Below are 20,415 nucleotides of genomic sequence, written 5' to 3' on the forward strand. Positions count from 1 at the left end.
TCCTCGGTTTTTAGGCAAGTTACAGGTTTAAGTGAGCACAAATTTACTGGCGGTTTTAGTCATAAAATGGTGTGTGTGAATTTTTCGGTATAGACACTTTTAGCAGAACACTAACAGCCCTCAACGTGTAAGGTGTTGCTGAATCAGCACACTTTTATTGGTGACCCACAAACTACACTTAACAACATTCACACTGGTACCACGAAGGTTACATGTTATGGTTGAACTCCGAGCGCAAGAACAACAACTCCTCACCAGCCTACAAAAATTAAACGGCAAAGCCTCAGTCGAACAACTCATGGAAGCATGCCAATTTCCCGACGCCGCCGTTATGCGCTCTGGACTAACGCTGCAAGAAAAAAACCTGCTAACCATACATGCCGATACCCAAAATCTCATCAAACTCACCCCCGAAGGCCAAACCTACGCCCAAAACGGTCTCCCCGAACGAAAACTGATACTGGCAACGGCAGAAATGGGCGGTTCCGCAGACCTGCGCCAAGCCGCTGAGAAGGCGGGGATTCAGCAGCAGTTTATTCAGATTGCTTTAGGCTGGGTTATACGCAAAAAATGGGCCCTCTTAAACTCCCAAACAAACACCCTAAACATCTCCGAAACTCTACTTCATCAAACCGTAATTCCCGAGGGTTGCGACGAAACACTCCTCAAATACCTCTACAACAAAGAAACAACGGCGCTTGATGATTTAAGCAAAGACCTCAAGGACGCCGCTGAGCAGCTTAAAAAGCGTAAGCTCGTAACCATAGAACCCAAAACCAGCCGTGTACTCCAAATTACCGAAGAAGGCAAAATAGCCGCTTCTGAAGCAACCACCGCACCTCCAGAAGTCACCCAACTCACCCCAGAACTAATAATTACAGGCAAATGGCGAAACATCCGCATCCAAAAATACAACATAGAAGCACCCGTCGCCAAAACCTACGGCGGCAAAAAACATCCCTACCTTCAATTCCTCGATGAAGTCCGCGAAAAACTTGTCCAGTTGGGTTTTCAGGAGATGACGGGAACAGCGGTGGAAACCAGCTTCTTCAACTTTGACACGCTCTACGTGCCACAGGACCATCCCGCACGGGAAGATAGCGACATTTACTACATAAAAGACCCCCCGCTCGGTGATATAAACGAACATAAAAAAGCCGCCGAACACGTCAAGACAACTCACGAGAACGGCGACGCAACAGGCTCTACGGGCTGGGGTTACAAATGGAGCCTTGACGCCGCCCGACGCCTTATCTTGCGAGGCCACGGCACATGTCTTAGCGCCCGCACGCTCGAAGCACACCGCTACGCTGTGCCAAGCCGACACTTCAGCATAGCCCGCGTGTATCGCCCCGAAATCACCGACCGCACGCATCTTAGCGAATTCAACCAAGTTGAAGGCATCATCATCGATCAAAACCTAAATTTAAAAGACCTCTTAGGGGTACTTGGCAAATTCGCGCGTGAAATCGCTGGTGCCGACAAAGTGCGTTTCAAACCCGACTACTTCCCATTTACTGAACCCAGCGTTGAACTCTCCGCCTACAAGGAGGGGTATGGCTGGATAGAATTTGGCGGTTCAGGCATATTCCGTCCTGAAGTCACCCAACCCTTAGGCGTTAAGGAACCCGTCATCGCGTGGGGACTAGGCGTAGACCGTCTGTTTATGATGCGCGCGGGGATAGAGGATATTCGGATGATTTTTAGCCAAGATCTTGCTTGGCTTAGGAGTAAACAGGTGACCTAAATGCCCACAATCGACGTTGACTACAAAGAACTTGAAAGCTTACTCGGCGTGCAGCTTAATGGCGACATGGAAAAACTCGACGATATCTTAGCCTTCGTGAAAGCTGAAGTGAAGGGTCATGACCCCAAAGAAGGCACCGTAACCGTAGAGATGAAAGATACCGCACGCGCCGATCTCTGGAGCGTTGAGGGACTAAGCCGCGCCCTTCAAGGTTACATCGGCAAGGCCAAAGGCATCAAACCCTACAAGGTGGGCAAATCTGTTATTGATGTTTACGTGGACGATGACCTGCACAACATTCGTCCCTTCATCTGCTGCGCCGTCGTCAAGGGCATCCATCTAAGCGACGAAGTCATCAAAGGTATCATGCACCTACAAGACAAACTTGACCAAACTCATGGTCGAAGCCGCCGCAAAACCAGCATCGGCATCTACAACCTCGACCTCATCAAACCCCCAATCCAATACAAAGCCGTCAACCCAAGCGACGTGCGGTTTGTGCCGTTGGGCTTTACTGAGCAAATGGGACTTGATGAGGTTCTGGAGCGGCATCCTAAAGGCCTCGAATACGGGCACATCGTGAAACGTAACCCGCTCTACCCAATGCTTTTTGACAGCGAAGGCAAAGTCCTCTCCTTCCCGCCTATCATTAATTCCTGCGATTTGGGCAAAATCACCGAAGACTCCCGCAACCTCCTCGTCGAAGTCACAGGTACACTGCACAAAACTGTGCTGGACGTCCTAGACCTTGTAGTGTTGGCGCTCATAGACCGAGGCGGAGAAGCGTTTGGAGCAACCATCCACTACCCCCAAGGCAAATTCTACACCCAAGCAACCGTGCAAACCCCAGATTTCTGCAACCGCCGATATCAACTCAGCGTACAAGAGACCAATAGTCTCCTTGGATTAGATTTGTCAGTAGAAAAAATCCGCGAGTTGCTACTGGTTGCGGGTTTAGACACCGAAAAAGTCGAGGGCGACTGCCTCAACGTCTTGGTGCCCTGTTATCGCGTCGACGTCATGCACGCCGTGGACATAATCGAAGACGTTGCCGTCGCCTATGGCTACAACAACATCGAACCCGTCTGGCGTGAACTCGCCACTACTGGGCAGGCGAAACCCAGCCAACGCCTCATAAACGTCGCCCGTGACCTTATGGTGGGTTTGGGTTATCAAGAAACACTCAATACCACACTAACCAACCCCGAGGAGCTCTTCACAAAAATGAACGCAGAGCCCACGCCGTTTGTTGAGTTGGCTAACCCCAAAGTCGTCACCATGACCTGCCTACGAAACAGGCTCCTACCCAGCCTCATGGAGTTTCTCAGCATTAACCAATCCGTAGAGTTTCCTCAGAAAATCTTTGAACTTAGCAAGGTCACCATACCCGACTCTGAAGCAGAGACGAGGACACGCGACGAAGACTGGCTCGCAGCCGCTACTAGCCACCCCAACGCCAACTTTACCGAAATCAAATCCGCATTGGACTCATTCATGACCAACATGGGCGTACAATGGACCATAAAAGAAAACACTGACCCCAGCTTCATAGAAGGACGTGTCGGCAAAATCCTCGTCGGCGACGTCGAAGTCGGCTTGGTTGGCGAAATCAGCCCCGCAGTGCTGGAAGCATGGAAACTAGAAAACCCCACCGCAGCCTTCGAACTAAACTTCCAAACAATCCTCAACAAAAAACAAAAACAGCCATAGCCGACGCAGACTTAGAACCATGAGAGGGTTCCGTTTTTTCGCGCTGTTTTCAGACACCAAGCATACACCCCATACCCCAAAGGCACAATGATTGCGCATTCCAGCGCCAAAATCAGAATGTACGGCAGCACTGCGCCAATTGTTGAGCCTGTGAGCATGAGTCGTATTGAGGTGAAGAAGTAGTATTGGGGTATGATGTAGGCGATGGCTTGCAGAAAAGGCGGCATAATCTGCGGTGGAAACAGCACATTGCCAAAGAGGCTGGTGGCGAGGGTTATGAATGCGGTTACAGGGTCGCCTTGTTTGGTTACAATGAGGATACCTGCGCCTATCATGCTGAAACCGAGGAAGGTTCCGATGCCGAGCGCCAAAACAAGTAGGGTCCCCACAATGTTGACGCTTAGGTTTACTCCAAAGACCAGCACACCGATGGCAAGGTAGACTATGACGACGGCGGTGCTCCAAACGAATCCCCAAATCGAACTGCCGATGATGAATGTGGAGAGGCGCGTGGGGGAGACCAGCACCTCTTCGAGCGCCCAGGGATTAATGGTTTTCTGCACCAAAGTCAATGCCTGGTTGAGGTAGGTGCTAAACGCCACGCCGATGATGAGGTACGTGGTGAAGTTCATGCCATACAGGTCCATAACGGTCTGGCTTGTTGCGCTGGTGCCCAAAAAGGCAAAGGACAACGCGCCGAAGAGCGCGGTTAGGATGAGGATGGCGATGTTGGTTTTGTAGGTGGAGAAGCTAATCATGTCCCGTTTCATGAAGTACCAGATTTTTTCAAGTTCCGCCCCAAATCCCACCTCTAAGACCTCCGCGTAAGCTCGATAAATGCATCTTCAAGCGTGGGTTCAACCCGTCGAAAGTTAACAAGCTTAATTTTTTGCTCAAACAAAAACCCAAACAGCACCGGCAACTGGTCTATGTTGCGTAGTTTGATGCGCACGCCCGTCTGGCCGGGCAGGACGTTCTCGCTATGTTCCACGAGTCCTGTCACGCCTTGAAGCCCACTTATAGCTTCAACCTGTTGAGGTGTAACTGCCTCAAGGACGAGGAATATGCGTTCTTCTTGCTTAATTTTCTCAATTAGCGCGGCAGGGGTATCGCAGGCTATGAGGTGACCGTGGCTGAGGATGCCGATTCTGTCGCATATCTGCGCTGCTTCCTCGATGTAGTGGGTTGTGTAGAGCACGGTTTTTCCTGTTTCTTTGTTGACGGTATTCTTTACGAATTCACGTACGTTGCGGGCTGAAATGGCGTCTAAGCCAGTGGTGGGTTCGTCGAGGAGCAGAACTGCTGGGTCGGGAAGAAGCGTACGTGCCAAGGAGAGTTTTCGTTTCATGCCGCCGCTGTAGCGTTGATAGAGGTCAAAGGCGCTGTTTTCTAAGCCCACCAACTTGAGGACGTCTAGGATGCGTTCGCGGCGTCTGTGGCGGGGCACATTGTAGATGGCGGCGAAGAATTCGAGGTTACGGTACCCTGTTAGGCGCCAAAAAAACCCGCGCTCCCCGACGCTAAAAAGTGTGCCCAAAGACTGTTTGACTTTCATGGGTTGACTTTTTATGTTGTAGCCATTGATGAGGGCGGTTCCCGAGTCGGGGGGTAGGAGAGTGCAGAGCATTTTGACGAGGGTGGTTTTGCCTGCGCCGTTAGGTCCCAAGAGCCCGAAGAGTTCGCCGCGTTTGATGTTTAGGTTGAGGTTGTCTATGGCGTTTATGTGGACTGTTTTTTTGAGGTTCCAACGTGAGGCAGTGGGTGGTCTGGTTTTGTAGGTTTTGGTTAAATTGATTATTTGGATTGCGTTTACTTCCTGCACGCCTACCCCTCATTTTTTTGACGGATAAATTGTGTATTTTTCATCATTTTATGCGCTTTTATGGCTCAATTAGACGCTAACTTGCTCAATAAGCTTGAAATATCGAGCTCTCCAAAGTATGGGTATGTTGCCAAAAGTGGTTTTGTATAATTCTGTTAGCGTAGACGGCGCAATTAAGGATTTCGACGTAGACATTGGTTTGCATTACCAGTTGCTGGGCAAGCTGGCTGCGGATGCGTTGCTGGTGGGTTCTGACACTGCAAAAAGCGGGATTACCCTCTTTAACAAAGAGGTCCTACCTGAAGAAGCCAGCGACTTCAACAAACCCGTCAGAGCAACCGATGACACACGCCTCTTCTGGGTAATCGCTGACAGCCAAGGCAAACTCCAAGACCTCATGCATGTCCACCGCAAATCAGGCTACGCCAAAGACATCATCGTCCTCGTCTCCAAAACCACCCCCCAAACATATCTTGATTATTTGACGGCGCGGCACTACGACTTCATAATGGCAGGCGAAGACCATGTTGACTATCGCTTGGCGCTAGAGCAGCTAAACAGCCGTTATGGCATGGAAACGGTTATCACGGATTCTGGCGGTGCCTTATCGGGGGTTCTTTTGGAGGCAGGGCTGGTCAATGAGGTACAACTGCTGATTGCCCCCGAGATTGTTGGTAAAAAAGCTGTTAACCTGTTTAGAAACGTTAAAAACAAGGTTAAACTTAAACTGACAAAATGTTTTGTGGTCGACAAAAACCATGCTCTGCTGGTCTACACTGTGATAGGCAACTAGTGAGTTGAAAATAGGCTTTTTTTTAAAATCATTTTGCCATATATTGTTTGTTTATTCGATAAGGGCTTGGGGCTGGAATTTTGAGAAAGAGTATTATGTTACCATATCAGAATTGTGGGTATGGGCAAATTGCGTCTCACTCTGATTATACTTACCACATTACTCGTGGGGGTCGTTGCAGGCGATAACTTTAACGTCGGCGCCCAAGCCGAGACCGAGCCAAACGTGTACGTAGGCATCGACATATCGTATGGTGACGTCCCCGAAGCCAAAGCAATGATTGACCAAGTCAGCGGCTACACCAACCTCTTCTGCGTCGGAACCACACGCATAACATGGTACCCCCAATCCTTAACCGACACTTTCCAATACGCTTACGACAAAGGCATGTACCTTATGAGCATACCCACAGGTTTCTTCTTTGACTCTGAGCGCCAACAATGGTATGCAAACACCAATAGCACTTTTGGCGACAAATTGCTCGGATTCTATTGGATGGATGAGGTCGGCGGCAAACAGCTTGACAAACGAGAATCCGCGCTAACCAGCGACAACTCCAGCTTAGAAGCCGCCGCAGAAGATTTTGTGCACCAACTCTCCATGAGGGTAGGTAACTCACAGACCGAAAAATACGGCTACAAAGCCTACACATCCGATTACGGTCTTTATTGGTTTGATTATAAAGTGTTTGACACTGTTTTTGCGGAGTTCGGCTGGAACTATAGCCGCCACATTAACATAGCTACGTGCCGAGGCGCGGCAGAAGCCCAAAACAAGGATTGGGGCATGATAATCACCTGGACCTACACCCAACCACCATACATCGAGTCAGGAGAAGAACTCTACAATGATATGGTCTTAGCCTATGACAACGGCGCCAAATACATCCTCATCTTTGACGGCAACGAAGGCTGGACAGGGGGAATCCTGCAGCAAGAACACCTCGACGCCATCCAACGCTTCTGGACCTACCAACAAACGCATCCCCCCAAAACTACACCCAAAAGCGAACGCACAGCCTTTGTGTTGCCTAAAGATTACGGGTTTGGCTTCCGCGGACCAAACGACCACATCTGGGGACTCTGGGCACCTGACGAATTCGCATATAACATTAGCATCACCGTTAGCAACCTAATCGAGCAGTACGGCGATAAACTCGACATTATCTATGATGACGGGTTAGCAAGCGGCAACAACGGATACCAGCAACTCCTCTACTGGGACACCTACACCGCATCTTCGACGCCGCAGCCCACAACTGAATCCGACGAACCCCTAACAGCCAACGGACACTCTACTTTGCTTATAGTTGCTGCAGTCGTCCTCGTTTCCGCCGCCGCCCTAACTGGGGTTTTTTTGGTGTATCAAGGAAAACAAAACAAACCCAACAAACCTAAAATCGCCTAACGCAACATGCCACAAACTCGCCTGAGTCAGGATACTTTTTGGCAAGCGGTACCTCTAGGTACGAGCCGTATCGGTTGTGGTAGGGGGCGCCTTTGCAGGAAAACAACGTTAACACCCTGCCGCCATGGTTTAGTTGGTAGCCTCGTTGGTTTGGTTGGTGTCCCCGAATCAGCATACCTACATTCAGAGTCTCCAGAACGGTTTGGGTAACATCCGCCCCGAACAAGTGCCCAAATCCCCTAGGCGACGCCTCTATACCCCGCAGCGAATCGTCAGGGTCGCTCCAGAGCAAATCCACCAGCATCGTACCCTTTGGGTCTGCAAGGTCTTGGATACTACGAATTTTTGGGGACACACCGCCATGCACCATCAAGTATTGTCCCTCTACCAGCACCGCGTTTGCCAGTTCTGCCCATAGTTCCCAGAGGGCGTCGTAGGCTTGTTCCCAGTCGTCGTCAAAGTGTCGCCGAAATTCGTAGGGCAGATCATGCGGAGAAGCCATCATGCCCCTCGGGGCTTCATGGTTGCCTCGCAGCAGTACAACCTGATCAGGATATGCGACTTTGAGGCTTAGCACGATATGGTAGACTTCGGCTGAGTGTCTGCCGCGGTCGCCGTAGTCGCCCAAAAACACCATCGTTGCCTCTTTGGATTGCAGTTTTTCTGTGGCGCTGCTTTTTTGGAGAATGGTTTGGAGGCTTTTGAGGTCGCCGTGTAAGTCGCCAATCACTATGCCGCTGCCTTCTGGCTTCAACTGCACCAATCCTTTTCGGACGCCCTTTCGTTCTTTTAGGAGCTGATGCGTCACTTTCTGAGTTAGCTCTACAAAATCGGGGGTCGCCGCCGCTTTGGCTCCGCTAACAAGACTATCCACATCCAAAAATTTTGCCTCTTAGAGAAGTTGGATTTTTAGGTTAAGAGAGGATGCAACGTTTTTTTCTATGGTGCGTTTAAGGGTGCTTATGCGGTCTACGGTTTCGTTATAGGTGTTGACTTTGACGGTTTCGTGGGTTTCGACGCTGGTTTTGCGTGCTTTTAGCTGGTCAACTTGTTCTTGGAACTGGCTAAGATGCTGTTTTATCTCATCCATCTTCGATGACTCCACGAGTTGGTTGCGGGTGTTGGCCATTTCTAGGCAGCGCACCTGTAGCTGTGCTAGGGAGTTGTTGTGGAGAATTTCTTTGATGGATTGGTCAGCTTTACGTGCCTTGTCTGGTTTGAGCTTTAACTTGTCCTCGGTTAGCATGACTTCGAGTTTTTCAAGTATCTCCTTTAACACTGGATACCCCTCGGGTTCTATAACCAACGCTTCAAAGGGTGTGTCGAGATATTGGTTGATTTTGGTTAGCTCGTCTGGGGTTATGCCTGCTCCACCACCGGAAGTCGCCAACGCCTGCATCTTAATAAAGGGTTTTTGCAAATGGCGTAGTGTATATTTGAGTTCGTTGCTTAACTCTTCGATTTCGGAGTTGACCAGGTTAAGTTTATCGATGGGACCGCGGCTTGTGAGCGCGTCGATTTTTGCTTCTAACTCGCTTATTTCTTGTTCGATGGGTAAGCGTTCGTTGCGGATTTGTTCTTTGTCTTCGACTATGGTGTTTAGTTGTTTTTCTATGGTTTGAATTTCGTTGAGGAGTTGGAACGTTTCTTGCAGGGTTTTGGTTTTGACGTATTCTTTGTTTATGAAATCGTTTAGGGTGTTGTAGGTTTGTTTGGCTTTTTCGTATACGGCGAGGAATTTGCGTCGGTCCATGATGAAGAAGGGGCTGATGCGGGGGAACCAGTTTTTGATGTCGATGTCGGTGACCATGAGCACCTTTTGGGTTTCCTGTGCGTATTTGCAGAGTTGGTCGTAGGAGATGTCGTCGGGTGCGGGAAGTTTTTTGAATCTGTCCATGAAGAGGCGGGCGAGTTTGTTTAGTGCGCGGGCGCGGTTGTAGACTTTCATGTTGCGTTTTTCGATTTCTTTGCTGCTGGTGTCGAAGAGTTGTTTGCTGATTTCGCCTATGCCTTGGATGGCGAAGTTCATTTCGTCGCGGAGTTGTTTGGCTTGGTTGCGTACGGGTGTTAGTGTAGTGTTGGTTTGGGTTTCGAGCCAGCGTTTGGCTTCTTGCGAACTTGTGAACTGGGTGGGTGTTTCCGACAAGGCAATCACTGGTAGTAGGTTGTTTTGGTTGTTTTTTAATTTTGGGTTAAAAACGGGAAGAACAAATCATACTCGTTTTTGAGTAGTTACTCTTAAATAGTTAGCGAAGGAAAATAACCAACCAAGGACTCAACCATGAACACCAAAAACCTCACCTTCGCAGTAATGATGGGCGCACTTGGAACCGCCCTATTCGCCATATCATACACCGTCGCCCCACTCGCCCCCTCCCTCGCCGTTGACCTCAGCCTAATCGGCGTACTGGTCGCAGGCTACTACGGCGGACCCAAAATCGGCTTCATAACAGGCCTAATCGCCGGCATCGTCCCCGGCATAGTATTTGGTCCAATGGGTTCGGGTGGCGTATTGGGTCTCATCGGTTTACCCTTCGGCAAAGCCCTCACAGGCATGAGCGCCGGTTTACTTAGCAACGCAATGGGATTTAAAGAAAACAAACATTCACCTCTGTTTGCTATCCCCGTCACATTTATCGCGTACATACCTGAAGCGCTCTTCACGTGGGGCTACTTCATGCTGGTAACACAAGACATAACCACGGGAACCGCAATCTACTCAACCATCATCGTCAAAGCACTCATCGAAGTAGGCATAATGAGCATCATCATGGTTGCATTGCTAAGAAACACTGGCTTTAGCTGCTACGTCCGAAACCACTTCTTCACCGAAAAACCCAAACAACAACTTCCCCCAGTTTCTATCTAAAAAACAAAAAGATATAAAAAAAATTTAGAAGCCTAAGGCTTGCGCAAGCACCTTAGGATTTATTTGCCCTGCCTTGAAGGTTCGGCCAGTTTTAGCGTTATTAATCATGAGCACCGCGGGGGCAAATAGTCCGCCGTCGATTTTGTAAAAGTCTTTACCGGCATCTAAGAAGATTTGTAGGAACGGTTTGCCGTAGTCTTTGGAGTTGATTGAGGGGGCATCTTTTACTAGTTGCTGGAGTTTGGCTTCATCGTCGTAATCGACGGTTAAGTAGACGGTTCCGCCGTATAGGATGACATCGTTGGTTCTTGCCATTGCGACTTCGAAGTCTGGTCCGACTGGCGGGATGGGCGCATAACCCGTGGCGTAGCGGATGACTTTGGGGTCGAGTCCGAGTGTTTTGAGTTTGTGAATACCAACCTCGACGACGCGTCCTGTAACTTGCGTTAAGCCAGCGACGCTTGCGGTTGGAGCAACAACTACAATTAAGTTTTGGGCGGAAACGTTGCTGCAGTTTTTGAGGACTTTCTCTATTAATACGTCGGAGGGTAGAACATTGCTTTCCAATGTGATGACTGCTTTGTCAGATTGGTCGATGTAGTCTATTTCTTCGTAGACTTCTTTTGGTTTGAGTGCGATTGCACGTGCAGGTCCGGAGCCGATGGCGATTTGGTCGCCGTCTTTGATTCGCCAGCCAGCGAATTGGCTGCCTAACATGGCTACTGCGGGGTGGTCAGATGTGATTGTTACGGATGGGAACGTGTAGTCGCCGTAGCTTTTGAAGCCCAACTCTACTGTGGCAGCAGCGCCTAAGCAGAGTTCAGTGAAGAGTTTGCCTGCCGCAAATCCGCCGGGGGCTTTGACGCCTGCATCAATGATGGTTGCGCCCGCCGAGGACTTGCTGATGGCGACGCCGTATAGGTCGGGGTTATCGAGGAATTTCTGGGCTTTTTGCCAAGCTAATTGGTTTACGCTGATTTTACCCATTTACACTTTCACCTTAAGACAAACAGACAGGAAACAACACTAAAATATTAAAGCTAACGCCTTCAAACCGTAAATTTCGGTATTACATATACCAATTGATAGCAAAGGGGTTCTAACGTTTGAATAATGTGGGACATGTGTAACCTTTCAGCAAGAAACACAAAATTGCTCAAAAAAGGCAATTTTGCCCCTATTAAGCAATTTGTTGTATCACGGGTGAGACAACATCAATTCATATAGTGTAGTGGTTGAAGTATGACCCTCCAAATGTGGTGCTGGATGGCTGTCTGCCCAAACTGCGGTAATGCCGTAGACAAACCCTTGCGAGAGATAGAGAACGTCGTATTTTATGCGGCGATCTTCGTTTGTCCTAAATGCGGCTGCGAATTTAAGGTTCAGCGTTATCGGGATTCTTGGCTTAAGAAAAAGTGATTGGCAGCAGCCACTTCCAAAAGTTGCTCTGTTAAAGCAATTTTGCTATTTTAAAGCAATTTGTTGTTGCTTTGCTGAAACAACATTCTTTCTTATTTGGGTGTGAGGTTGTGTATGAGTCATCTATTTCAGACGTGATGTTGGATGACCGTTTGTCCTGAATGCGGGCATACCGTAACTGTCCCTTGCCGAGAAATCAAGAACACCATGTTTTATGTGGCGCTATTCTATTGCCCAAAATGTGGATGCAGCTTCCGAGTTCAACGCTACAGCGACTGCTGGTTCATAAAACAATAAACTACAGCCTCAGACTTTCTTGCAAATTCTCTAACAGGGTAAACCGGTAAGCATCTAAACAAATCAGAAACCCTTGAAATCTACGTTAAATAAAGAGGGGGTACCTCGAAAGAGTTATCAGAGCCAGCAAGCGCGCTAATTTTTGCAGAAAAATAGCAAGATACACTTAACTTGGCTCATGAAAGCATTTATGTATCGTCTCTGTTTTTTTAGATATTGAAGAGAGTTAAATCAAATATGTCCGAACAAATTAGGAGCTTCATAGCTTTCGACATCCAAAACGACAGCGTTATGAGCAGGATCGCCGCGGCACAGCGCCTTCTTATTCAGACCAACGCTGACCTAAAACTCGTAGAACCCGTCAATATTCATGTAACTGTTCGTTTCTTGGGAGCCATCAGCCCCGAGATGGTGGAGAAAGTTTATGCAGCCATGAAAAACATAAAATTCAGCCCATTCACCATCCGACTAAACGGTTTAGGAGTCTTCCCGACACTCAATTATCCCCGAGTGGTCTGGGCAGGCATCAAAGATGGAGCCGAACAACTCAGAAGCATCTTTGAGCAACTCGAGCCCCAAATTCACGATTTAGGATTCGCACCCGACCCCAACGGTTTTAGCCCGCACTTAACCATCGCGCGGGTACGGTCAGGCGCAAACAAACAGAGACTCGTCGATTTGGTGCAACGCCAAGAAGACTATGACTTCGGCGTCATCAGAGCAGACTGTCTGCGGCTTAAAAAAAGCGAACTGACACCCCGCGGCCCCACCTACACTACGCTTAAAGAATACTGCCCATAAAGCCAGGCGAATCGGATGGAGAGCGTCACCCAACAAATCCTCAAAAAAATAACGCCCACACCAGAGGAACGCCAAAGGGTTGACGCATTAAGCCGCCGACTTCAGCAACAAATCATAGAGGCTTGCCAAACCGAAGGGGTGCCCGCAAAGGTGCGCGTGGAAGGTTCCGTAGCCAAAGACACTTACCTTAACGAAAACCCCGACATCGACATCTTCATCCGACTACCCAAAAGCATTCCCCGCAAAAACCTCGGTGAAGTCGGCTTAAAAATCGCCAAAAAAGCCGCAGGAGACGCTGAACAACTCGAACGCTTCGCAGAACATCCTTACCTTGAAATCATCGTTGACGATTACCGCGTAGATATCGTTCCCTGTTACGATGCGGCACGTGGAGAGTGGCAAAGCGCAACTGACCGCACACCGTATCACACTGACTACATCAAAACTCACCTCTCGGAGCCGCTTCATGGCGAGGTGCGGTTGCTTAAGCGGTTCATGCAGGGCATCGGAGTGTATGGCGCCGAAATCAAAGTAGGCGGATTTAGCGGTTATCTGTGTGAGCTTTTGGTGATGCATTACGGCTCCTTTGCAGGCGTCATAGAGGCGTTTGCCGCGTACAGCGAACGAGTGGTCATTGACCCCGAAGGCTACTATAAAGAAAGACAAACCGAACTACCGCTACTGTTCCCCGAACCCTTGGTTATTGTAGACCCCGTGGATAAGGGTCGAAACGTCGCGTCCGCGGTGCAGCCCCAAAAACTCTACAGCTTCATCGCCGCATCCCGAGCCTTCCAAACCAAACCATCCGAGCAGTTCTTTTATCCGCCTAAAACCCACGCCGTCTCACCTGACATCATCCAAAAACAACTTACCAACCGCGGCTCAGCATTTGTGTTTCTGTTTGTAGGCGAAGCAGCGGCTGTTCCAGACGTGTTATGGGGGCAACTTTACCGTAGCAAACGCTCGCTGCGTAGACTACTCGAAACCAACGGCTACACGGTTCTGCAGGACGCCGTCTGGAGCAACGAACGGTCCATGACTGCGTTTGTGTTCGAGTTGGAGCAGCAGTTGTTGCCTAACGTTAAGAAGCATCTTGGGCCACCCTTGGAGCGGGGTGTGGAGTGTGAAAAGTTTCTCGCCAAATACGTCTCCGACAAGTCTGTGTTGGCGGGTCCCTATGTTGAAGAGGGGCATTGGGTGGTGGAGTTGCCCAGAAAAAGCACCAACGCCGTTGCGTTACTTTATGAGCGGTTGGCGGATGGCGGCAAAAACGCTGGCGTCGCCGATTTAGTTGCCCAAGCCGCGCGGGAGCGTCTGGAAGTGCTGGTTAATGGTGAGGTGCTTAAAGTTTATGTGGAGCACTCGGATTTTGCGGTGTTTTTAACAGAGTTCCTCTCGGGTAAGCCGTTTTGGTTAGAAGCCCAGTAGGCTCAACACGATTAGGACTGCGCCCATTGCAAAGCAGTAGATGGCAAATAGGTAGAATTTGTTGGCGGTGAGCACTTTCCAGAGGATTTTTAGCGCCACAAAACTCACAGCAACCGTGACGGCTAGGGCGGCGACTAATTCAAGCATGCCGATGCCCGATGTTAGGAGAACGCCGCTGCCTTCTTGGTAGAGTGTGACGCCTAATGCTCCGATGATTGCGGGGATTGAGAGCAGGAAAGAGAATTTGAAGGCTACTTCTTTTTTGATGCCTAAGAGTAGGGCGGTGGCGATGGTGAATCCGCTACGGGATATGCTAGGCACAATTGATAAGCCTTGCATGATGCCGATGAGCAACGCTGCGAGGGGGCTGATGGTGCTTTTGGTTTCTTTGGTGAAGCGAGTGGCGAGCAGAAATACTCCGCTGACTATGAAGCCTACACCCAAAAAGAGTAGGGTACTGAAGTAGATGTCTAAGTCGTTGCCGACGAGTAGGGCTATGGCGCCGGTGGGGATGGAGCCGATGATTATGGGCACGATTAGTTTGCCGTCTGGGCTTTTTAAGTCTCGGTGCCAAAGTGCAGTTAGCACGTTTTTGAGGTCTCGGCGGAAGTAGAATAAAATGACAAACAGGGTTCCCACGTGCAGGGTGACGTCGAAGAGCAGGGGTACGCTTAAGCCAAAGAAGATTTCGGCGAGACGCAGATGCCCCGTGCTGGATATGGGGAGCCACTCAGTGGTGCCTTGGATGAAGCCTAAGATGATTGATTGAAGTAAATCCATGGGAACCGCTGTATCTGGTTATGGGCTGATATATTTAAATCAACCCTAACTCCGAAAAGACAAGTTAGCCAGCTTTTGTTGTGGCAGGCTAAGACGCATAAATGCAGATACCTAAACCTAACATAACATTAGTGAGGCAAACCAATGAGTGCACCATCAGCGGTTACAAACAAACCCAACCACACAAACCGATACATCGCTTTAGGACTCATCGCCATCACAGTACTTGTCATTTTCGTCGCGTTAGGAACCATGATGTCCATATCAGCAAGCACCGCCCAATCACAGAACAACCCTGCTCTAAAGGAGCACACAGAAAACAACCTAACCCCAAAAGGCTACATCGACAGCCCAACATGCAGCAGAACAGCTACCCCGCCCTCTCTTGAATAATCAGGGGCTTTCTACTGGTTTTCAACATACTAATGAGCCTGTTTTCAGCCAATAGTGATCTACCCCTCTTAGGATTCTGCAATGAGTTTCTAATAGCCTCCAAATATACAGGCGTCGCCTCCCCCTCTATCGTTTCTGCATACCTTGGATATTAGGATCCAAATAGACGCCAAATAGGTTAATGACCCGATTCTGTCAAGTCTGTGTCTATTTGGGGGTTCATGAACTTTCGTCTGTTCATGGGTTTGGTGATTTGATTTCTGAAAAGAATGCTAATTACTTTTATTTTTCTCAAGCAACGAAATGGTTGAGAAATGATATGCTTTATGCGTGTGAAAGATTTTAAATTCACAGGGAATTTTCTCAATGATTTCTTTTATTTCATCAGAATAAAAATCAAACCAGATATAATCGGTAATTGTTTGACAAGCCTCAGCCTGAACTCTGGCTGGTTCGTTGTCTTCCAAACGCATAACATTCCTTATCTCTTTATTAACGGAATATTTTTTGCCTTTGTGTAAAAAAGTTAACTGGATTTCATTAAGCGTAGTTGGTCTGTTGCCTTTATTACTTAGTAAAAATTCAAAATGAAATTTAATTACTGATGGATTGATTCCTTGTTCATGTGTTAAACTCTTAACTTTGACCTTTAGTATAGGTTTTTCTTGAGAATGAGTCCAATAAGATATGAAGAGAGCGATAACCCCTGTTATGGTGCCAATTATTCCTAGCGCAAGGTTGATTATAGGATATTCGCTCATGCTTTTTGTAAGCACTGAAGACATATTTCTTTCTTGGGGTAACTATAGAGGGATAGCGGAACTCTGTGCCTTTACCGCACCCTTACGGGTGTTTCGCAATACTGTCCGTTAAGCTTATCGCTATCTTTTTCTATCTTCGGCTAAGCGCTCGAAGGTCTTTTATTGCATTACGTTGATTATTGGGAACTATAGCAGCAAGCTGGCTTGCGTTTGGGTGATGGTTGTGGTTTCGGAATCTGTTTGGTTTACTGTTAAAGAGCGGAAGTGGAAAATCGGCTTCTTCGGCAGATTCTTCTGGACTGGCAGGAAGGAGTTGTGGGACTCTGACAATTGCACCATCGATTTTGCAAGAACACTTGACAATAAGTGTTTGATTGTGGTTCGGAGTAGCCAGACCAAATACAGCAGTTACATGGAAAAGGACGTTTTGCTTCGGTACATGTTAGCCTTTGAAATTTCAAGTAAGCCTATGGAACCCCAAACTGAGCTGTACACTGCCAGAAATAACCGTCCCAAACGGCGCGAAGGACCCAAAAAGCGCTGGGTGATGCAGCTTGACAATAAGCATTGGGTCTGGGAGTGGGCGCAGACAGGCAAAGACATCACGCAATCCACAGTTTACGGTTTGTACCGTGCCATAGTCAGCGAGTTAGAGCATCCCACCATCGCTGGCGATAGCATCATCAAGGCACAAATCACTGAGCAATCCGACGAATTAATGCCCGTAATTTACCAGCCCAGTGTGGATGCGCTGAAGAACTTTGTCCGCGAGGTTCACTGCGCCAAAGGACCACAAAACCCAGACGGTTCCTACGCTGTGGAGGTTTCAGTTCTCTTTAACAATGAGCGTCTTCGTCAGCACGGCTTTTGGAATTTCATCTATGAAGCCTTCCGCAGATTACGCTATGGCAGGGTTATGGACCTTGAGTCTTTCAAAATATTGGTAGGTAAGGATGCTGATAGTGACCGCTTTGTCTTTGAGGGCATTTACAGTAACGATGAGCAGATGAATGCTGATTCAATCCATGGCGATGCGCCGCCTGCACCCGAGCGTCCAGTGAAGTATTATTTTTTGGACCGCAACCATCCTGTTGTGTTTGTTAATACGTCGAATCATGCGATGGCGGAGCGTGATACGAACCTTAGGCTCTGGAAATGGGAGTATGTTGCGTGGTTGGGTGATGCTCCGATAAAGCGTGGAACTTTGTCAAGAAAGGAACTTGAAGAACGCCTCAGAAAACGGTAAACCCCCGCCACATGTGGGCGAGACTTTAAAAGAATAACCCGCCATCTTTAGCACTATCTAGGAGCAGACTGCATATGCCTACGTTCCAAACTGTCCGCGGAATGCGCGACCTCATCGGAGAAGAAGCCCAAACCTTCACCTACATCATCACAAACGCCAGACAAACCGCCTCCCTCTATGGCTTTAGAGAAGTCATCACCCCCCACGTCGAACCCCTCGAACTCTTAAGCGCCAAATCAGGCGAAGAAATCCGCCAACGCATGTTCATCTTCGAAGACCTCGGCAAACGCCAAGTAGCCCTACGCCCCGAATTCACCGCCTCCATCGCACGCCTAACCACCACCGCCCTCAAAAACGAACCCAAACCGCTACGCCTCTTCTCAGTAGGCACTGTCTATCGCTACGATGAACCCCAACGCGGCAGATACCGAGAATTCTGGCAATCAAACTTCGAAATAATGGGCTCCCCCAGACCCGAAGCAGACGCCGAAATCGTGCTCCTAACCAACAACCTGATGTCCAAGCTGGGCTTGCGGGGGTATGCGTTTAAAATCGGTCATATCGGCGTCATCCGTGGCATCCTCACCCAAGAAGGCGTGGATGAGAAAACCCAAAACGCTGTGTTGCAGCGGATGGACAAAAAAGAATACGAAGCCGCCCAAAAGCTGCTTGAATCGCCAAAGGCGCAGCAGATGCTCCAAGGCTTAATCGCAATAAAAGGCGCAGACTGGCAAGACACCCTTAGCCAAATTAAATCCTTGGTCGCAGGCTACACGGCAGCCACAGCAGCCGCAGACAACCTCGCCGAAATCCTAACCCTCATAACTCAAAGCACGGAACTTACCCTAACTGTAGACCCTGCGTTTGCCCGTGGACTCGAATACTACACAGGCATGATTTTTGAAGTCTACATCCCTCAACTCGAAATCGCGTTGGGCGGCGGCGGACGCTACGACAAACTTATCGAAGCCTTCGGCGGCGACCCCACCCCCGGAGTCGGATGCGCACATGGCATCGACCGAGTCGCCATCGCATTGCAAACCCAAAACGCAGCGATAACCGATAATGCTATCAAACGTGTCGCTGTGCTTGCCATCACCGAGAACCTTAAACCTCAATCCCTAAAAATCGCCCAACAACTCCGCGCAGAAGGCTTATCCGTTGAGTTTGAGGTTATGGGTCGTAAAATGGCGAAGGCGCTTGAAGATGCGGATAAGCGGGGTGCGGACTTTGCGGTTATTGTCGGTGAGCGGGAACTCAAAGAGGGCGCGGTTATGCTAAAAGACCTTGTGGGTCGCCAGCAGAGTGTGGTGCCCATAGCTGAGTTGGCTCAAAAAATCAAAAATTAAAGTAAAGAAAAATTTTTGCCCCAAAAGGGGCTTTTTGGTTGGGTTTAGAGTCGTTTGATGTAGCGGTTAACTTCCCATTCGGTGACTTGTAGGCGGTAGAGGTCCCATTCGTGGCGTTTCTCTTTGAGGAAGTTATCAAAGGTCACTGGACCCAATGTTTCGCGCATTAATTCGCTGGTTTCAAGTTCATCTAGTGCTTCTTTGAGGTTCTCTGGCAGTGAGACGATTCCGCGTTGTTTGCGTTCTTCGTAGCTCATGTGGTAAACGTTTAGTTCCACTGCTTCTCCGGGATCAATCTTGTTCTTGATACCGTCTAAGCCTGCGGATAAGAGCACTGCGAACTGGAGGTATGGGTTGCCGGCGCCGTCGGGGCAGCGGATTTCCATTCTTGCAGCGTTCTTTCTTCCGCCGAAGTTAGGAACGCGGATAAGTGGACTACGGTTTTTGTGTGCCCACGCCAAGTAGACTGGTGCTTCATAACCTGGGACTAAGCGTTTGAAGCTGTTTGGCCAACTGTTGAGCACTGCGCACATTTTTCGTCCATGTGCTAGTTGTCCACCGATGAAGTTGCGAGCAATGTCGGAGAGGTAACCGTTCTTTGCGTCTTCGGCATAGAACAAGTTCTGGGTCATTTCTTTGTTCCAGAGGCTCTGGTGAGTGTGCATGCCTGATCCGTTGATGCCTTGGAATGGTTTAGGCATGTATGTGGTGATGTAGCCTGCGCGTGCCGCGACAACTTTGCCGCACATCTTCATGGTGATTGCGCGGTCAGCGGTTTCTAGAGCTTCACCATATTTGAAGTCGATTTCGTTTTGTCCTAGTGCGACTTCGTGGTGGCTGATTTCGATATCTATGCCGAATGCTTCGGCTGTGTCTGCGATTTCGCGGCGGAGGTCGTCGGTTAAGTCTCCGGGGTGGAAGTCAAAGTAGCCTGCTAAGTCGATTGGGGTTGGTAACCCGCCTGTTTCGCTTTCTTTAACTATGAAAAACTCTAGTTCTGGTGCGCATATGAAGGTGTAATTTGCTTTGGTTGCTTTTTCGATGGCGCGTTCAAGGATGTAGCGGGGGTCACCTTCGAAGCGTTTGTTTTGTGGAGTATAAACGTCACATATTAGTCTGGCGCTGGATTTTTCTTTTGGTCTCCAGGGCAATACTGCGAAGGTGGTTGGGTCTGGGTAGAGAACCATGTCGGACTCTTCAATTGGCCTGTAGCCAGTGATCGAGGATCCGTCGAAGGATTGTCCGTTTTCGAAGATGCTTTCCATGTTTTTGGCGCTAACTGCCAGATTCTTTAGGAAACCGTTAATGTCGGTGAATTGCAGCCTAACAAATTTTATGTCTTTTTCTTGAATTTGTTGGATGACTTTTGTTACCTGTTCTTTCCAGGTTGGGTTTTTGAAATTTTTCATTTCTTTCCATGCCTCGCTATCATACAGGACATTCAATTATTGGATAGCATTTGTGTTCGAATGTATTTAAGTTTATGTGAGAGTACTTATGAAAACTGCATAAGTATCCACATCGTTGCTGCAGCATTGAAAATTTAAACAAAAAAAGGATAAAATTTTAAACAATAGTGCCAATCATGGCTGA

At 48.7% G+C, this 20,415-nt stretch carries 19 protein-coding genes; 11 read left to right on the forward strand and 8 right to left on the reverse strand.

Annotated features, from left to right (window positions below; genetic code table 11):
• Positions 1–217 precede the first annotated feature (217 nt).
• Together NWE92_11520 and pheT are read left to right on the forward strand one after the other, a co-directional pair.
• Positions 218–1,747 (forward strand): phenylalanine--tRNA ligase subunit alpha, encoded by a 1,530-nt coding sequence (locus tag NWE92_11520; protein MCW4030262.1) that lies wholly within the window; start codon positions 218–220, stop codon positions 1,745–1,747.
• A complete protein-coding gene (pheT, locus tag NWE92_11525; GenBank protein ID MCW4030263.1) occupies positions 1,748–3,457 on the forward strand; it encodes a phenylalanine--tRNA ligase subunit beta in 1,710 nt (569 codons plus the stop codon).
• Between the two features lie 11 nt (positions 3,458–3,468).
• On the opposite strand, the gene NWE92_11530 is transcribed toward pheT, so the two are convergent.
• Together NWE92_11530 and NWE92_11535 are read right to left on the reverse strand one after the other, a co-directional pair.
• Positions 3,469–4,266, reverse strand: a complete 798-nt coding sequence (locus tag NWE92_11530) for an ABC transporter permease (protein MCW4030264.1) — start codon at positions 4,264–4,266, stop codon at positions 3,469–3,471.
• Between the two features lie 2 nt (positions 4,267–4,268).
• Positions 4,269–5,279, reverse strand: a complete 1,011-nt coding sequence (locus tag NWE92_11535; protein ID MCW4030265.1) for an ABC transporter ATP-binding protein — start codon at positions 5,277–5,279, stop codon at positions 4,269–4,271.
• 94 nt (positions 5,280–5,373) lie between these two features.
• On the opposite strand from NWE92_11535, the gene NWE92_11540 reads away from it, so the two are divergent.
• Both NWE92_11540 and NWE92_11545 read left to right on the forward strand, forming a co-directional pair.
• Positions 5,374–6,072 carry a RibD family protein gene (locus tag NWE92_11540; GenBank protein ID MCW4030266.1) on the forward strand — a complete coding sequence of 233 codons (699 nt, stop codon included), beginning with the start codon at positions 5,374–5,376 and terminating at the stop codon, positions 6,070–6,072.
• A 120-nt stretch (positions 6,073–6,192) separates the two neighbouring features.
• Positions 6,193–7,479 (forward strand): hypothetical protein, encoded by a 1,287-nt coding sequence (locus tag NWE92_11545; GenBank protein MCW4030267.1) that lies wholly within the window; start codon positions 6,193–6,195, stop codon positions 7,477–7,479.
• Here NWE92_11545 and NWE92_11550 read toward each other — a convergent pair.
• Both NWE92_11550 and NWE92_11555 read right to left on the reverse strand, forming a co-directional pair.
• Positions 7,466–8,353: a serine/threonine protein phosphatase gene (locus NWE92_11550; GenBank protein ID MCW4030268.1), complete on the reverse strand. Its 888-nt coding sequence runs from the start codon at positions 8,351–8,353 to the stop codon at positions 7,466–7,468. The genes NWE92_11545 and NWE92_11550 overlap by 14 nt on opposite strands.
• Before the next feature lie 18 nt (positions 8,354–8,371).
• Positions 8,372–9,625, reverse strand: a complete 1,254-nt coding sequence (locus NWE92_11555) for a hypothetical protein (GenBank protein MCW4030269.1) — start codon at positions 9,623–9,625, stop codon at positions 8,372–8,374.
• A gap of 135 nt (positions 9,626–9,760) precedes the next feature.
• On the opposite strand from NWE92_11555, the gene NWE92_11560 reads away from it, so the two are divergent.
• Positions 9,761–10,348: a hypothetical protein gene (locus NWE92_11560; protein ID MCW4030270.1), complete on the forward strand. Its 588-nt coding sequence runs from the start codon at positions 9,761–9,763 to the stop codon at positions 10,346–10,348.
• A 24-nt stretch (positions 10,349–10,372) separates the two neighbouring features.
• On the opposite strand, the gene mch is transcribed toward NWE92_11560, so the two are convergent.
• A complete protein-coding gene (gene mch / locus NWE92_11565; protein MCW4030271.1) occupies positions 10,373–11,335 on the reverse strand; it encodes a methenyltetrahydromethanopterin cyclohydrolase in 963 nt (320 codons plus the stop codon).
• Between the two features lie 576 nt (positions 11,336–11,911).
• Between mch and NWE92_11570 the strand changes: the two genes are divergently transcribed.
• The 3 genes from NWE92_11570 to cca all read left to right on the forward strand — a co-directional run bounded on the left by NWE92_11570 (position 11,912) and on the right by cca (position 14,293).
• Positions 11,912–12,064, forward strand: a complete 153-nt coding sequence (locus NWE92_11570; GenBank protein MCW4030272.1) for an anaerobic ribonucleoside-triphosphate reductase — start codon at positions 11,912–11,914, stop codon at positions 12,062–12,064.
• Positions 12,065–12,301: 237 nt separating this feature from the next.
• Complete coding sequence (thpR, locus tag NWE92_11575; GenBank protein MCW4030273.1) at positions 12,302–12,865, forward strand: RNA 2',3'-cyclic phosphodiesterase; 564 nt, start codon at positions 12,302–12,304, stop codon at positions 12,863–12,865.
• A 15-nt stretch (positions 12,866–12,880) separates the two neighbouring features.
• Entirely contained in the window at positions 12,881–14,293 is a 1,413-nt protein-coding gene (cca, locus tag NWE92_11580) for a CCA tRNA nucleotidyltransferase (GenBank protein MCW4030274.1), read from the forward strand.
• On the opposite strand, the gene NWE92_11585 is transcribed toward cca, so the two are convergent.
• Entirely contained in the window at positions 14,279–15,073 is a 795-nt protein-coding gene (locus NWE92_11585; protein ID MCW4030275.1) for an undecaprenyl-diphosphate phosphatase, read from the reverse strand. The two genes, cca and NWE92_11585, sit on opposite strands and share 15 nt — an antisense overlap.
• A gap of 144 nt (positions 15,074–15,217) precedes the next feature.
• Here NWE92_11585 and NWE92_11590 point away from each other — a divergent pair, with 144 nt between their 5' ends.
• Entirely contained in the window at positions 15,218–15,466 is a 249-nt protein-coding gene (locus NWE92_11590; protein ID MCW4030276.1) for a hypothetical protein, read from the forward strand.
• Between the two features lie 272 nt (positions 15,467–15,738).
• On the opposite strand, the gene NWE92_11595 is transcribed toward NWE92_11590, so the two are convergent.
• The gene (locus NWE92_11595; protein ID MCW4030277.1) at positions 15,739–16,227 is read right to left on the reverse strand and encodes a hypothetical protein; all 489 of its coding nucleotides are present in this window, start codon (positions 16,225–16,227) and stop codon (positions 15,739–15,741) included.
• A gap of 223 nt (positions 16,228–16,450) precedes the next feature.
• Between NWE92_11595 and NWE92_11600 the strand changes: the two genes are divergently transcribed.
• A complete protein-coding gene (locus NWE92_11600; GenBank protein MCW4030278.1) occupies positions 16,451–17,473 on the forward strand; it encodes a hypothetical protein in 1,023 nt (340 codons plus the stop codon).
• Positions 17,474–17,547: 74 nt separating this feature from the next.
• Positions 17,548–18,822: a histidine--tRNA ligase gene (hisS, locus tag NWE92_11605; protein ID MCW4030279.1), complete on the forward strand. Its 1,275-nt coding sequence runs from the start codon at positions 17,548–17,550 to the stop codon at positions 18,820–18,822.
• A 44-nt stretch (positions 18,823–18,866) separates the two neighbouring features.
• Here the strand turns inward: hisS and glnA are convergent, their stop codons facing one another.
• Positions 18,867–20,231, reverse strand: a complete 1,365-nt coding sequence (gene glnA, locus NWE92_11610; GenBank protein MCW4030280.1) for a type I glutamate--ammonia ligase — start codon at positions 20,229–20,231, stop codon at positions 18,867–18,869.
• Between the last annotated feature and the right edge of the window lie 184 nt (positions 20,232–20,415).

The organism is Candidatus Bathyarchaeota archaeon, from assembly GCA_026014745.1.
Classification (GTDB): domain Archaea; phylum Thermoproteota; class Bathyarchaeia; order Bathyarchaeales; family Bathycorpusculaceae; genus Bathycorpusculum.